Source organism: Methylosinus sp. KRF6 (genome assembly GCF_018887255.1).
Classification (GTDB): domain Bacteria; phylum Pseudomonadota; class Alphaproteobacteria; order Rhizobiales; family Beijerinckiaceae; genus Methylosinus; species Methylosinus sporium.
Window position 1 is genome coordinate 2,280,639 of the sequence record NZ_JAHLJF010000001.1, and the last position, 14,350, is coordinate 2,294,988.

Annotated in this window: 13 protein-coding genes; 7 read left to right on the top strand and 6 right to left on the bottom strand. The window is 66.8% G+C overall.

All coding sequences use genetic code 11. The features are described 5' to 3' along the window. The first annotated feature begins 16 nt into the window (after positions 1-16). Both KP010_RS11040 and KP010_RS11045 read left to right on the top strand, forming a co-directional pair. Positions 17-640 carry a hypothetical protein gene (locus KP010_RS11040; RefSeq protein ID WP_185966478.1) on the top strand — a complete coding sequence of 208 codons (624 nt, stop codon included), beginning with the start codon at positions 17-19 and terminating at the stop codon, positions 638-640. A gap of 149 nt (positions 641-789) precedes the next feature. Then, positions 790-2,121 carry a DUF3422 family protein gene (locus KP010_RS11045; protein WP_142862685.1) on the top strand — a complete coding sequence of 444 codons (1,332 nt, stop codon included), beginning with the start codon at positions 790-792 and terminating at the stop codon, positions 2,119-2,121. 6 nt (positions 2,122-2,127) lie between these two features. On the opposite strand, the gene KP010_RS11050 is transcribed toward KP010_RS11045, so the two are convergent. From KP010_RS11050 to KP010_RS11060, 3 genes are all read right to left on the bottom strand, one after another. Further along, positions 2,128-3,291, bottom strand: coding sequence for an AAA family ATPase (locus tag KP010_RS11050; RefSeq protein WP_142862686.1), 1,164 nt, complete (start codon positions 3,289-3,291; stop codon positions 2,128-2,130). Positions 3,292-3,326: 35 nt separating this feature from the next. Next, on the bottom strand, positions 3,327-3,806 hold the full coding sequence (locus KP010_RS11055) for an META domain-containing protein (RefSeq protein ID WP_246659814.1): 480 nt from the start codon (positions 3,804-3,806) through the stop codon (positions 3,327-3,329). 133 nt (positions 3,807-3,939) lie between these two features. Further along, positions 3,940-4,935, bottom strand: coding sequence for a D-glycerate dehydrogenase (locus tag KP010_RS11060; RefSeq protein WP_024881173.1), 996 nt, complete (start codon positions 4,933-4,935; stop codon positions 3,940-3,942). A 241-nt stretch (positions 4,936-5,176) separates the two neighbouring features. Between KP010_RS11060 and KP010_RS11065 the strand changes: the two genes are divergently transcribed. Next, positions 5,177-5,713, top strand: a complete 537-nt coding sequence (locus tag KP010_RS11065) for an SH3 domain-containing protein (protein ID WP_108917345.1) — start codon at positions 5,177-5,179, stop codon at positions 5,711-5,713. 38 nt (positions 5,714-5,751) lie between these two features. On the opposite strand, the gene irrA is transcribed toward KP010_RS11065, so the two are convergent. Beyond that, the gene (irrA, locus tag KP010_RS11070) at positions 5,752-6,183 is read right to left on the bottom strand and encodes an iron response transcriptional regulator IrrA (protein WP_246659815.1); all 432 of its coding nucleotides are present in this window, start codon (positions 6,181-6,183) and stop codon (positions 5,752-5,754) included. A gap of 216 nt (positions 6,184-6,399) precedes the next feature. On the opposite strand from irrA, the gene fabA reads away from it, so the two are divergent. The 3 genes from fabA to fabI all read left to right on the top strand — a co-directional run bounded on the left by fabA (position 6,400) and on the right by fabI (position 9,070). Then, positions 6,400-6,915: a 3-hydroxyacyl-[acyl-carrier-protein] dehydratase FabA gene (gene fabA / locus KP010_RS11075; protein ID WP_018267877.1), complete on the top strand. Its 516-nt coding sequence runs from the start codon at positions 6,400-6,402 to the stop codon at positions 6,913-6,915. Between the two features lie 88 nt (positions 6,916-7,003). After that, on the top strand, positions 7,004-8,227 hold the full coding sequence (gene fabB / locus KP010_RS11080) for a beta-ketoacyl-ACP synthase I (protein ID WP_142862688.1): 1,224 nt from the start codon (positions 7,004-7,006) through the stop codon (positions 8,225-8,227). Positions 8,228-8,248: 21 nt separating this feature from the next. Then, positions 8,249-9,070: an enoyl-ACP reductase FabI gene (gene fabI, locus KP010_RS11085; protein ID WP_142862689.1), complete on the top strand. Its 822-nt coding sequence runs from the start codon at positions 8,249-8,251 to the stop codon at positions 9,068-9,070. Here the strand turns inward: fabI and KP010_RS11090 are convergent. Both KP010_RS11090 and KP010_RS11095 read right to left on the bottom strand, forming a co-directional pair. Next, a complete protein-coding gene (locus tag KP010_RS11090; protein ID WP_142862690.1) occupies positions 9,015-9,701 on the bottom strand; it encodes a response regulator transcription factor in 687 nt (228 codons plus the stop codon). The two genes, fabI and KP010_RS11090, sit on opposite strands and share 56 nt — an antisense overlap. Continuing rightward, positions 9,698-10,846, bottom strand: coding sequence for a sensor histidine kinase (locus KP010_RS11095; protein ID WP_108917340.1), 1,149 nt, complete (start codon positions 10,844-10,846; stop codon positions 9,698-9,700). The genes KP010_RS11090 and KP010_RS11095 overlap by 4 nt, the downstream gene beginning before the upstream one ends. Positions 10,847-11,032: 186 nt before the next feature. Between KP010_RS11095 and addB the strand changes: the two genes are divergently transcribed. After that, the gene (gene addB / locus KP010_RS11100; protein WP_142862691.1) at positions 11,033-14,149 is read left to right on the top strand and encodes a double-strand break repair protein AddB; all 3,117 of its coding nucleotides are present in this window, start codon (positions 11,033-11,035) and stop codon (positions 14,147-14,149) included. Positions 14,150-14,350: the final 201 nt, after the last annotated feature.

Sequence of the window (14,350 nt, forward strand, 5' to 3'; positions counted from 1 at the left end):
CAGTAAGGAGGAGAAAATGCACAACTCATGGAAATCCGGCTTTTTCGCCGCGATCGGCGTGACCTTCGCTATCATAATGTCCTCGGGAGACGCGCTCGCCGGCGTCACCAGCGTCGCCGGCAAATCGGTCGTCTCCCCGCCCGGCGCGATCGAGGCGGTCCATTACAGCCGCTATCCGCATCGCCATTACGTGCGCTACACACATCATCGTCGGCCTCTGCATCGACGTCATGCGCTGCGTTATTATCGCTATGGCTATGATCCGGCGGCGGCGGTCGTCACCTCGGCGGCCACCGGCCTGATCGCGGCCGGAGCCTACGCGCCCAGTTACGCCTATCCCTACGATTACGGCTATCCCTACCCCTATCCTTACTATTCCGGCTATGGATGGGGCGGCGGCCCGGTCGTCTATGGCGGCGGCTGGGGCTATCGCCCCCGCTATGGCGGCGGCTGGGGCTATCGTCCCCATTATATCGGCGGATTCGGCGGGGGCGGATTCCACCGCGTCGGCGGATTCGGCGGCGGATTCCATCATGGCGGATTCGGCGGCGGATTCCATCATGGCGGCTTCGGTGGCGGCTTTCATCATGGCGGCTTCGGTGGCGGCGGCTTCCATGGCGGCGGCTTTCATCACCGCTGACAGACGCAGCTGACGGCGAGGCGGCGACGCCTCGCCTTTTCGCTCGTTTTGTCACATTCCCGAGGCAGGCTCGCTCGCTATCCTCGAGAGCGATTCGGCGAGGACCTAGCTCGCCGGGAAGAGCAAAACGAGACGAGAGAGCAAAGAGCATGGCGTCAGACCAGGAGAGCGGCGCGCCCATCGTCGGACGCTTCGTCGAGCACGAAGCCCGCGCCGCGGTTCTCGCAGAATTGCACGCGCGGCCGTTCCTGCCGATCACCCTGCCGCAGCGCGTCTATCATTTCGCCTTCGCCACCAATGAGGAGGAGGCCAGGGCCGACCGCGCCGCTCTCGCCGATCTCTGCCGCGCCCATATGCTGGTTCCGCGCCCGGATGACGCCAAATTCCAGCGCCTCTCGATCGGCGATTGGCGACTGCGCTGGGAGCAGCATACGGAATTCACCACCTACACCTGGTCGACCGAGAAAGACGCCGGCGATCCCTTCACCCATCCCGATCCGATCGGAACCGGCGAGATCGCCTTTCGTCCTCCCGGCCGGCTGATCGTCGCCGCGCATCTATCGGCGATCGAGAGCGGCCATTCGCACGAGCCCTTCGTCAATTTGTTCAATTCGCAGAGCCTCTGCGTGATCCGCGCGGCCAAGGGCGCGGCGCATGTGATGACCGATTTCGCGCCGGACGCCTTCGGCTTCACGCGCCTATTGGTGAAGGCCAACGCCGTCGGCGCGCTGGAGATCGGGCGGCTGATCCAGCGCGTGCTGGAAATCGAGACCTATCGCACGATGGCGCTGCTCGGCCTGCCCGAAGCGCGCGAGGCCGGGCCGGAGCTGCGCGCCATGGAGCGCGAAATCTCCGACATCACCCAGGCGCTGAGCCGGACGCAGGACATGCGCACCAGCCGCGATCTGCTGAAACGCCTCAGCGACCTTCTGGCGCAGAGCGAGGCGCTGTCGACGCGCACGGCCTTCCGCTTCGGCGCGAGCCGCGCCTATCACGCCATCGTCAAGAATCGCCTCAATCTCATCCAGGAGGCGAAGGAGAGCCAATACACCACCATCTCGGCCTTCTTCAGCGCGCGGCTCGATCCGGCGATCGAGACCTGCAACGCCTTCGAGACGCGGCAGGCCCGTCTCGCCCGGCAGGTGGAGCGCGCCACTGATCTGATGCGCACCGGCATCACTTTCGAGATGGAGCAGCAGAACCGCGATCTGCTCGACGATATGAATCGCCGCGCGCGGTTGCAGATGCGCCTGCAAAAGCTGGTCGGCGGCCTCTCCATCGCCGCGCTCAGCTATTATGTCGCCGGCCTCTCGCTCTATTTCTTCAAGGGCGTGAAGGACGCCGGCTACCTGCCCTTCGGCTTCACCGGCGAGGAGGCGGCGGCCGCCGCCATGCCCTTCGTCATCTTCGGCGCCTGGGCCTTCTGGCAGCGCGTGAAGCGCCTCTCCGCCAAGGCGCAGGAAGAAGAAAAGGTGAGCTGACGCGCGTCAACGCTTCGGCCATTCCCAGCGCGGCCGGAAGGCCTCGCCGGCGAGGCGCGTTTCGCCGAAATCCTTGGTCAGCTCGATCGCGTGCGACTCCGGCTCGCTGACGAGCAGATCGGCCAGCTCGCGGCAATGCGTCACCACGACGATCTGCGACTTCTGCGCCGCGGCGGCGATGAGCCGCGCCAGAGCGGGAATGAGATCGGGATGCAGGCTCGCCTCGGGCTCGTCCAACGCCAGCAGCTCCGGCGGACGCGGCGTCAGCAGCGCAGCGATCAGCATCAGATAGCGCAAGGTTCCGTCGGAGAGTTCCGCCGCTTTCAACGGCCGCAGCAGCCCGTGCTGGCGCATGGCGAGCTCGAACCAGCCATCGCGCGTTTCAATCTCTATGGCGGCGCCGGGAAAAGCGTCGTCCACGGCCCGCGCGAGCCCTTCGGCGTCGCCGATCTCGAGAATGGTCTGCAACGCGGCGGCGATGTCCGCGCCGTCGTCGGCGAGGATGGGCGTATGCGTGCCGACCTGCGGTCTTCGGCAGGGCGCCTCCACATCCGTGCGCAGACAATCATAGAAGCGCCAGGACTGCAGCTTTCGGCGCACGGAAATCATCTCCGGCGCGGCGCGCGGATCGGAGAATTCCGTCATCATGCTCTCGAAATCCGCGATCGGCGTCGGAATCACGCGCCAGGCGCCGCTCTCGTCCACGGCCCTGAGTCCCGGCCCGTGGCGATCGACGAGCAGAGCAGAGGGCCGGAACAAAGGCCCAGACCAGACGCATTCCCGCTTGATCGCAGGGTCGAGCAAGAAAGCCGATGTGCTGAGGCCGGGCGGGGGAAAACCAAGATCGACGGCGTAGGAGAGATCGGCGGCGCCGAAGCCGAGCCGCAATTGCACCGGCCCCTTGCGCGCAAGCCCTTGCACCGGATAGCGGCCGGCGCGCACGGCCCGGCCGATCTGCTCCGGCCCGGCCCAGAGGGTGGACTGAATGCCGCCCTCCCGCGCGAGCGAGCTCACCAGCCGGCCGCGGGCGGTGTCGGCGAGAAGGCGCAGAGCGCGATAGAGGCTGGATTTTCCGCTGCCGTTGGCGCCCGTCACGACATTGAGCGGCGCGAGCGGGAGGATCAGCTCCCGCAGCGAACGATAGCCGGAGACCGCGAGAACCTCGAGCATTGCGCGATCCTCGCCGGGCTCGAGCCCCGAACGGATCAGAGCGAACGGGTGAAGCGCAGCACGCCGCCCTTGGCGCCCTTGAGGATGAGGTCCGAGCCCTGCGTGTCCCAATAGGGGCCGGAGAGCATCACCTGCCAGAAATCGCGCTCGATCGCCTGCAATGCGGGATCGCATTTGGCGTCGGCGACGGCGGGCATGGCCTTGGGCCCGAGCCGATTGCCGCCGACCACGAAAACGCCGGACCAGGATTTGCAGCCGGAAAAGCCCGAGCCGCGCATCGTCGTGTCGATGCGAATCCAAATGTCGGCGGGCGGAGCCTTGCCGTTTATGTCCTTGAGATTGAAAATATAATTATGTGGGAAGGGCTTATAGTTCGGCGGCGGCTCCTGCGCCGTCGCCTCCTGCTGCTCCTTCTCCTTTTGCGCCGGCTTGCCCTTGGCCAGCACGGGGCCGCAGGCGGCGAGGCCGACCAGAAGCGCCGTCGGCATCCGGAGCGCGGTCAGAATTCGTCTCATCCTTCGATCCTTTTCGAGAACGATCCCTTCGCGAATCGCTTCAGGAGATATGGCGCGCGTCTTGTGGTTTTTTTCTGAACGGAAAAGCGCCGGAAATCTCCGACGCGCGCGAGCGAGAAGCGGAAACGCGCCCTCACAACATGCTGGGCAGAACGCGATCGGGCGGGCGGTGCCCGTCCATGAAGGTCTTGATGTTGATGATGACCTTCTCGCCCATGTCGACGCGGCCCTCATTGGTGGCCGAGCCCATATGCGGCAGTAGCGTCACCTTGCCCGCCTTGGCGAGCTTGACGAGCTTGGGCGAGACAGCCGGCTCGTGCTCGAAGACGTCGAGGCCCGCGCCGGAAATCTCATCGGCCTCCAGCATTCGGATCAGCGCATTCTCGTCCACGATCTCGCCGCGGGCGGTGTTCACGATGATGGCGTGCGGGCGCAGCTGCTTGAGCCTGCGGGCGGAGAGCAGATGATAGGTCGCCGGCGTATGCGGGCAGTGGATCGACAGAATGTCGATGCGCGCCAGCATCTGGTCGAGCGATTCCCAATAGGTCGCCTCGAGCTGGTCCTCGATCTCGACCGGCAGGCGGCGGCGGTTGTGATAATGGATGGAGAGGCCGAAAGCGCTGGCGCGACGGGCCAGCGCCTGGCCGATGCGGCCCATGCCGACAATGCCGAGGCGCTTGCCGGTGATGCGATGGCCGAGCATCCAAGTGGGCGACCAGCCGCCCCAGGAGCCGTCTGGAATGGTGCGGGCTCCCTCGACGAGGCGGCGCGCCACGGCCAGGATGAGGCCCATTGTGAGATCGGCCGTGTCCTCGGTGAGGACGCCGGGCGTATTGGTGACGGTGATCGAGCGGCGCAGCGCCGAGGCGACGTCAATGTGGTCGACGCCATTGCCGAAATTGGCGATGAGCTTCAACTGGTCGCCGGCCTGGCCGATGAGGCCGGAATCGATGCGGTCGGTGATCGTCGGCACCAGCACATCCGCCGTGCGGACGGCCTCGACAAGCTCCTCGTGAGTCGCCGGCCGGTCGCTCACATTGAGGCGCGTGTCGAACAGCTCGCACATGCGGGTTTCGATCACCTCGGGGAGCCGACGTGTCACCACGACGAGCGGCTTCTTTTTCGCCATCTTCCCCTTCGTCCTCCCGCATGGATCGACCGATCTGTCCGGCGCCCGAGGGAGCCGTTCCGCCGATCGCGCCTCGGGGCGGCTTTGCGTCTCTTCAACCATGTCTTAACGACGATGGATGAAAAGAGCGTTTCGCCGCCCACGCCCCTTTCCTATCGAACTTCCTAGCAGATGGCGGGACAAAGACAAGACGAGGCGTCGTTCGCAGCTGCGAGAGGCGTCTTCGGGGAGAAGAGTAGAAATGGACGAAAAGCCCCTTCCGAGCCGAAGATGCGCGGCCGCCGCGGTCCGTTTCATTATCGTCGCACTGCTCGTCGGCGCGGCGGCGAAGGCCGGCGCGCAGCAGCAGACCGGCTCGGCGTCCGGCCTGCCGCTGCCGCGTTATGTCAGCCTCAAATCGGACCGCGTCAATCTGCACGAGGGCCCGAGCAAGGAGCACCCGACGCTCTGGGTGTTCGAGCGCGCCGGCCTTCCGGTTGAAATCACCGCGGAATTCGAGATTTGGCGGAAAATTCGCGATTCGGAGGGAACCGAGGGCTGGGTGCTGCATTCGCTGCTCTCGGGCCGCCGCACCGCCCTCGTCGCGCCCTGGAAGAAGGAGCCGATCCTCGCCTACGCCAGCGATAGAACGACGCCGGTGGCGAAACTCTCGCCCGGCGTCGTCGCCAGCCTGCGTCGCTGCGACGGCTCCTGGTGCCGCGTCTCGGGCGAGGGCTTCGACGCCTATGTGAAGCAGGAGGGCCTGTGGGGCGTCTATCCGGGGGAGAAGATCGAGTGATCGAGCGCCGCAGGCGCTCGGGAGGATAAAGCCGGACCTCAGTCCTCGTCCTTGCACAGGCGGACCACCACATCGACTCGGGCGATCCTCATGCCCGCGGGCGGGGCCGGCAGGCTGGCGACGTCGACATGGGCGCCGGGAATGTCGACCAGCCCTTCGCCGTCGAGCAGAAAATGATGATGCTCCGACACATTGGTGTCGAAATAGATGCGCGCGCCATCGACCGCGATCTCGCGCAAGAGGCCGACATCGGTGAATTGATGCAATGTGTTGTAGACGGTGGCGAGCGAGACCGGCAGATCGGCGGCCAGCGCCTCCTCGAAAAGCTTCTCGGCCGTCACATGGCGGTCGCCCTTGCCGAACAGCAGGCCGCCCAGCGCGACGCGCTGGCGCGTCGGCCGCATTCCGGCGGCCATCAGCCGGCTGCGCAGCCGCCGCAAGGCGTCGACCCGCTCCGTCGCATCGACCATGGCTCGCTCGACCGTCATTCGCCTCTCATTCCCGCCCGGCAATGTGTCTCTTCGCTTACAATAGGGAAGCTCGGGCATAGAGACAACTTTTTCCTCGCCGGCGTATAACGAGCGGCTCGCCCCCTTTGACCCGGCCGGCGCCTATGTTAACGAATGCGGCTTCCGGCCGGCGGCGCGACCGGGAATCGTCACGTCGAAGACGCAAAAAGGAACATCATGAGCGAACGGCGCTCGTCATTCGGATATGAGGATCTGCTCGCCTGCGCGCGGGAGGAGCTGTTCGGTCCCGGCAATGCGCAGCTTCCGCTGCCGCCCATGCTCATGTTCGACCGAATCACAGAAATTTTCGAAGAGGGCGGCGCGCATGGCAAAGGCTATGTGCGCGCCGAGCTGGACATTAATCCGAGCCTCTGGTTCTTCGATTGCCATTTCAAGGGCAATCCGGTGATGCCGGGGTGCCTGGGCGTCGATTCGCTGTGGCAGCTCACCGGCTTTTTTCTGGGCTGGCTGGATCTGCCCGGCCGCGGCATGGCGCTCGGCGTCGGCGAGGTGAAATTCAGCGGCCAGGTGCGGCCGCACAATAAGCTCGTCCGCTACGGCGTCGATTTCAAGCGCGTGTTCAAATCCAAGCTCGTCCTCGGCATCGCCGATGGCTGGGTGGAGGTGGACGGCGAACGTATTTACGAAGCGAAAGACCTGAAGGTCGGTCTCGCCAAGCCCGAAGCCGCGTGACGGCCTGACGGAACGCCGATCGGGGCGCGCGAGACGCCGCCATAACCAGACGGGACGACCGAGCCCGCCGGCGCGAGGGAGTTTGGACATGAGAAGAGTGGTCGTGACCGGCATGGGCGTCGTTTCGTCCATCGGCAACAATACGCAGGAAGTCGTCTCCTCTCTGCATGAGGCGAAATCCGGCATCGTCAAGGCGGACAAATATGCCGAGCTCGGCTTCCGCTGCCAGGTGCATGGCGCGCCGACTCTCGACCCGTCCACCCTCCTCGACCGGCGCGCCATGCGCTTCCACGCCATGGGCACGGCCTGGAATCATGTCGCCATGGATCAGGCGATCCTCGACTCCGGCCTCGCGCCGGACGAGATTTCCAATGAGCGCACCGGCATCATCATGGGCTCGGGCGGCCCTTCGACCAAAGTGGTCGTCGAATCGGCCGATATCGCCCGCAGCAAGGGGCCGAAGAAGGTCGGCCCCTTCGCCGTGCCCAAGGCCATGTCCTCCACCGCCTCGGCGACGCTCGCCACCTGGTTCAAGATCAAGGGCGTGAACTATTCCATCTCCTCGGCCTGCGCGACGTCGAATCATTGCGTCGGCAACGCCTATGAGATGATCCAATGGGGCAAGCAGGACATTATGTTCGCCGGCGGCTGCGAGGAGCTCGAATGGGAGCTCTCCGTGCTGTTCGACGCCATGGGCGCCATGTCCTCCTCCTATAACGACCGCCCGGCCACCGCCTCGCGCGCCTATGACAAGAATCGCGACGGCTTCGTCATCGCCGGCGGCGCCGGCGTGCTGGTGCTCGAGGAATATGAGCGGGCCAAGGCGCGCGGCGCGAAGATCTACGCCGAGATCGCCGGCTATGGCGCGACCTCGGACGGCCATGACATGGTCGCCCCTTCCGGCGAGGGCGCGATGCGTTGCATGCGCCAGGCGCTCGCCGGCGTGAAGACGCCGATCGACTACATCAATCCGCACGCCACCTCGACTCCGGTCGGCGATCTGAAAGAGATCGAGGCGATCCGCGAGGTCTTCGGCCGCGGCGAGAAATGCCCGCCGATCTCGGCGACGAAATCGCTGACCGGCCATTCGCTCGGCGCGACCGGCGTGCAGGAGGCGATCTATTCGCTGCTGATGATGCAGAACGGCTTCATCTGCGAGAGCGCCAATATCGAAGAGCTCGATCCCGAATTCGCCGATATGCCGATCCTGCGCGAGCGGCGCGACAATGTCGCTCTGCGCGCCGTGCTCTCCAACTCCTTCGGTTTCGGCGGCACCAATGCGTCGCTGGTGTTCAAGCACCCGGACGCCTGACGAGAATAGGACCAATCGAAGATGACGGTTTCAACGGGCCTCATGCAGGGCAAACGCGGCCTTGTCATGGGAGTCGCGAATGATCATTCCATCGCCTATGGCATAGCGCGAGCGCTGGCGCGGCACGGCGCCTCGCTCGCCTTCACCTATCAGGGCGAGGCGCTCGGCAAGCGCGTCCGCCCGATCGCCGAGGAGCTCGGCTCCAATCTGGTGATCCCCTGCGATGTGGAAGATGTCGCGTCCCTCGATTCCGTCTTCGCGCGGCTGCAGGAGGAATGGGGCGAGCTGGATTTTCTGGTCCATTCGCTAGCCTATTCCGACAAGAGCGAGCTGAAAGGCCTCTACGCGGACACATCGCGCGAGAATTTCATCCGCACCATGGTCATCTCCTGCTTCTCCTTCACCGAGGCGGCGAAACGCGCCGCGGCGATGATGAAGAATGGCGGGACCATGCTCACCGTCTCCTTCGGCGGCGGCACGCATGTGATGCCCAATTACAACGTCATGGGCGTCGCCAAGGCGGCGCTCGATTCCTCCGTCCGCTATCTCGCGGCCGATTATGGCGCGCGCGGCATTCGCGTGAACGCCATCTCGCCCGGCCCCGTCCGCACAATGGCCGGCGCCGGCATCACCGGCGCGCGCGCGATGGGCGCGTTTCAAAAGGCCCATGCGCCGCTGCGCCGCATGATCACGCTGGACGAGATCGGCGGCTCGGCGCTCTATTTCCTGTCGGAGCTGTCGGGCGGCGTGACCGGCGAGATTCACCTCGTCGACGCCGGCTACAACATCATGCTGCAGCCGCGCCCCGAGGATTTGAACGGCGGCGCCGCAGCGGCGGATTAGGCTCGCGTCCCTCGCTCGCCTTGACGCTGGCGGCGATCACCGAGAGCCGCGCCAGCTCGACCAGCGTGCCGATATTGGCCTTGGCCATGATATTGGCGCGGTGCAGCTCCACTGCGCGCAATTCGAGGCCGAGCCCTTCGGCTATGTCGCGGCTCGGCCGGCCTTTGGCGACGCCGGCCAGCACGCGGCGCTCATCCTCGCTCAGCGCGCCGAAGCGCGCGAGAACGGCGCGAGTCTCGGCGTCTATGTCGCCTTCGCCGCGCCGCGCCGCCAGCGCGCGCCGCACGGAGGCGAGCAGCGCCTCGTCGTCGAAGGGCTTTTCCAAGAGATCGCTGGCGCCGGCCGCCATCGCCTCCACCGCGAGAGAGGCGCCGGCGCAAGCCGTGATGATGACGACGGGAGGCGTCGCCCCGTAGGCGCGCAGGCGCCGCGTCAGCTCGACGCCGGACATATCCGGCAGCCGCATATCGGCGACGATGCAGCCCGATGTCTTCGGCCCCGCCTCGGCGAGACATTCCTCCGCCGCGCGATAGGCGCGCGAGCGAAAGCCGCGCGAGCGGAACATCAGCGTCAACGCGTCGCGGATCGCCGGATCATCGTCCACGAGGTGCACGAGCGGCGCTGGTCTCATAGGCTGGCCCTTTCCGCGAGAGGAAGCGTGAAGCTGAAAATCGCGCCGCCGCGCGGATTGGGCTCGGCCCAAATGCGTCCGCCATGCGCCTCGACAATGGAGCGGGAAATCGAAAGCCCTATGCCCATTCCGCTCGCCTTGCTGCTGCGGAAGGGCTGAAACAGCGCGCCGGCGCCGTCCTTCAGACCATGGCCGGTGTCGGCCACGTCGAGCCGCGCATAGCCGTCGGCCGCCGAGGTGGAGAGCGACAGCTCGCGCCGCGGCGCGCCGTCCATCGCCTCGACGGCGTTGCGCATGAGATTGACGATGACCTGCTGGATCTGCACGCGATCGGCGAGAACCTCGTCATTCTCGGCCTTGGCGGCGACGCTGATCTGCGCGCCGACCTGGCGCGCGCTGGCGACGCCCAGCGATTTCGCCTCCTCGACCAGAGCGCTGAGGCTCTGCACCGTCTTCACCGATTCGCCGCGCGTGACGAACTCGCGCAAGCGGCGCACGATATCGCCGGCGCGCATCGCCTGCGCCCCGGCCTTGTCGAGAATATCCTCGACCTCGCCGCTCTGCTTGGGCTTACGCTGCAGCAGCCAGCGCGCGGTGCGGACATAAGTGGCGATGGCGGAAAAGGGCTGGTTGATCTCATGCGCCAGCGCGGCGGCCAGCTCGCCCATTGCGGCGAGCCGTCCGGCATAGGCGAGCTCCGAGCGCAGCTCACAGAGCAGCGCCTCGGCGGCGCGCTCCTCGGTGAGATCGCGAATGACGGCGATGCGCTGGCGGACGGCGCCGCGCGTCTCATTGACGGCGAGGGAAATGGGGAAGGTCGAGCCATCGGGGCGCAGAGCGAGACCGTCCGATCGCCGCTCCCCCGCCGCGAGACCGCTTCCAGGCAACAAATGCGCCGCCTCCCGGCCGAGCAGCGTCTCGGCGGAGCAGCGAAACAGCGCGCCCGCGGCGCCATTGACGCCGACCACCACGCCCTTGTCGTCGATCGACAAGACAGCGTCCGACAGACATGCGAGGACGGCCTCCAGCCGCGCCGCCTCGGCGTGGCGCAAATCGTCCCCGCCCCCCGCGGCGCGGCGGGAAGGCCGCGTCGTCGCAGAAGTCTCTCGGAGCTCGGCGTGCGAATCGCTCGACGATCGGTCCATCGGCGAGTTCCCTCGAAACCTATTCGCTCTCGAAAAAGCCGGCGCACCGCCAAACCATCGCCACGGTCGCCGCCCCGGAGTATTCTCCTCTTCCAGCGGGTTTCAATTCCGCAATCACGCGCAATACACAGAATTCAGGTGTGAATTGCTCCGCTCATGCTTTCTTTCCACCCGCCGAGTAGGAAAATGGCGCCTCGCTACGTATTTTCCATAGCCCCTGGCGCCTCCTTTCTCGGCGCCTTCACGCGCGCGCTGCTGGATGGCGCGATCATCCCCGGCCTCTCGCGCGAGAGCGGCCCGCTGGCTCTGGCCGCCACCACGATCTATGTGCCGACTCAGCGCGCCGCGCGGGCGCTGGCGGCGCAATTCTCCACCGCGATCGAGGCGCCGGCGGCGCTGCTGCCGCGCATATTGCCGCTCGGCGATCTCGACGAGCAGGAGGCCTCGGCGCTGTTCCACGCCGATCTCGATTCGGGCGAGGCGACGCTGGAGCTGGCGCTGGCGCCGGCGATCGAAGAGCTCGACCGCCGGCTGATTCTAGCCGAGCTGGTGCTGCAATGGGCGCGCGCGCTGCGCCACGCCATCGTCTCCATCGATTCGACCGGCGCTGTCGAGCACGACCCGCGCGAAATGCTGCTGATCGCCCCTTCCCCTGCCAGCGCCTATGCGCTCTCCGGCGAGCTGGCGCGGCTGATCGACGAATTCGCGATCGAGAAGCTCAGCGCCGGCGCGCTCGCCGGCCTCGCCGAGGAGGCCTATGACCGCTTCTTCGCGATCACCGCCAATTTTCTGAAAATCGCGCTCGAGGATTGGCCGAATATTCTCTCTACCCGCGGCCTCATCGACCGCGCCGCGCGACAGACGGCGCTGATCGAGGCGCAGATCGCGCATCTCGAGCGCGGCGGCGCGCGCGGCCCGGTGATCGCGCTCGGCTCTACCGGCGCGCATCCGGCGACGGCGCGCCTTTTGGCGGCGATCGCCCGGCTGGAGCGCGGGGCGGTGATTCTGCCCGGCCTCGATCTCGAGCTGGACGAAGCCGCCTGGCGCCGCGTCGGCGACGATGGCGAGAATGAGCGCGACGAGCCGAGCTTCACCCATCCGCAGACTTTGCTGAAGCGTCTCCTCTCCACTCTGGGCGTCACGCGCGAGGAGGTCCTCCCCATCGGCTTCGCTCCGCCCGTGCTGCAGGCGCGGACGCGGCTGCTGGCCGAGGCGCTGCGCCCCGCCGATTGCACCGATTATTGGCGCGACTTCCGCGCCGCCGCGGCCGAGGGCTTCGCGAATGCGCTCGCCGGCGTCTCCTTCATCGAGGCGGCGGACGAGCGTGAGGAGGCGCTGGCCCTCGCCCTTTCCATGCGCGAGGCGCTGGAGACGCCGGGCCGCACGGCGGCGCTGATCACGCCCGATCGCGACATCGCCCGCCGCGTCTGCGCCGAGCTGGCGCGCTGGGGCGTGGAGGTAGACGATTCGGCCGGCCGCCCGATCGGCGCGACGCCGATCGGCGCGCTGGCCCGGCTCGTCGCCGCCACGGCGGAGGACGGCGCCTCGGCCATCGACGCCGCCGCGCTTCTCGCCCATCCGCTGACGCGCCTTGGTCTCGAGCGTGCGGAGATCGAGCGCCTCGCTCCGCTCGTCGAGATCGCCGTGCTGCGCAATGTCGAGAGCGGCGGCTCCTTCGCCGCAATGGCCACGCCGGCGCGCCGGCGCGCCGAAGAGACGCACGCCCATCCAGCGCTGAAGCGCATCAGCGAAGAGGATTGGCGCGCGATCGACGACCTCCTCGCCCGCCTCGATGAAGCGCTTCTTCCCCTCGCCGCGCTCACGCCGGAGGCGCGCCTCGGCGAGCGGGCGCGCGCCCATGCGCTGGCGTTGGAGCGAATCGCCGGCGCGGAGCCCGCGGGCGAGGGCGTCGAGCAATTGCTGCAGCTCTTCGACGCGCTGGAGGCCTCAGATAGCGCGCTCGTCTTCGACGTCGCCGGCTATGCCTCTTTCTTCGATCGCCTCGCCTTCGAGGCGAGCGCGCCGAGCCCGCGCCGCGCGCATCCGCGCCTCAAGATTCTCGGGCTGCTGGAAGCGCGCCTGCTCGACGCCGATCTCGTGCTGCTCGCCGGGCTCGACGAGACGATCTGGCCGCCACAAGCCGAATCCGGCGCCTTTCTCAATCGCGCCATGCGCCGGCAATTGGGCCTCTCGCCGCCGGAGCGCCGCATCGGCCAGACGGCGCATGATTTCGCCATGGCATTCGGCGCGGCCAAGGTCGTCATCAGCCGCGCGAAAAAGCGCAACGGCGCGCCGACCGTGGTGTCGCGCCTCATCGCGCGATTGGCGGCGCTCTCGGGCGAGGCCTTTGCCGCCTGCAAAGCGCGCGGCGATGAAAAATGCGCGCTCGCCGCCGCGCTGGATCGCCCGCAGGAGATTCGCGCCATCTCGCGCCCGCTGCCGCGCCCGCCCGTGGAGCTGCGGCCGACGCGGCTCAGCGTCACGCGCATCGAAAAGCTGCGCCGCGACCCCTATTCCGTCTTCGCCGAATCTATTCTGCGCCTGCCGCCCTTGCCGCCGCTCGGTGCGCCCAAGGGCGTGCGCGAGATCGGCGTCGCGATCCATGCGGCGCTGGCGAAATTCCAGGAGGCGCATCCCAAAGGCCCACTGCCCGAAGACGCGCGCGCGCTTCTCGTCGAGATCGCGCGCGCCGAGCTCGGCGAGTTCTTGGATGATCCGTCCTTCCTCGCCTTCGATTGGCCGCGCATAGAAGCCGGCCTCGATCATGCGCTCGCTTTCGAGCGTGAACGCCGCGAGCAGGCGCGCGAGATTTTCATAGAGAAAGGCGCCGGATGGAAGCTGACGCTCGCCGACGGCAGCGTCTTCACCCTCTCCTGCGTCGCCGATCGCATAGAGGTGGACGCGAGCGGTGAAGCTTTCGTCTTCGACTATAAGACCGGCAATCCGCCGACCGCCTCACAAGTCGGCGCGGGCTTCTCGCCGCAGCTGACATTGGAGGCGGCGATGATCGAGGCCGGCTCCTTCGACTCCATCGGCGCGCCGCGCGTCGCCGGCGCCGCCTATGTGCGGCTCGGCGGCAAGACCGGCGGCGAGACGCAATGGCTGAAATTCAAAGACAAGAGTTTCGGCGACGTCGTCGCCGAGCATCGCGCCAATCTCTTCGTGCTGCTGAATCAGTTTCGTCTCGCCGACACGCCTTATCCCTCGCGGCCATGGGTGGAGTTCGCCTCGCGCTACAGCGACTACGACCATCTCGCACGGGTGAAGGAATGGTCGCGCGAGGGCGGCGGCGGCGAGGAGTGACGCTTCACCGCGAAGTCACGAAGCGTTCATCCTGTTCTTTGACGCTTCGGCAAGGAATCGGCCGCCGATTTTCGACGCTCCCGATTCGGACGGGGTTTGTGCCCGTCTCGTGCCGCAATTCCACTTTCGGGACCGCGCGAAGAGGCCGACGATTCACCACTCGCTAAGCCTGTGAAGGCGACGACGCGCCGAGCCGCGAAG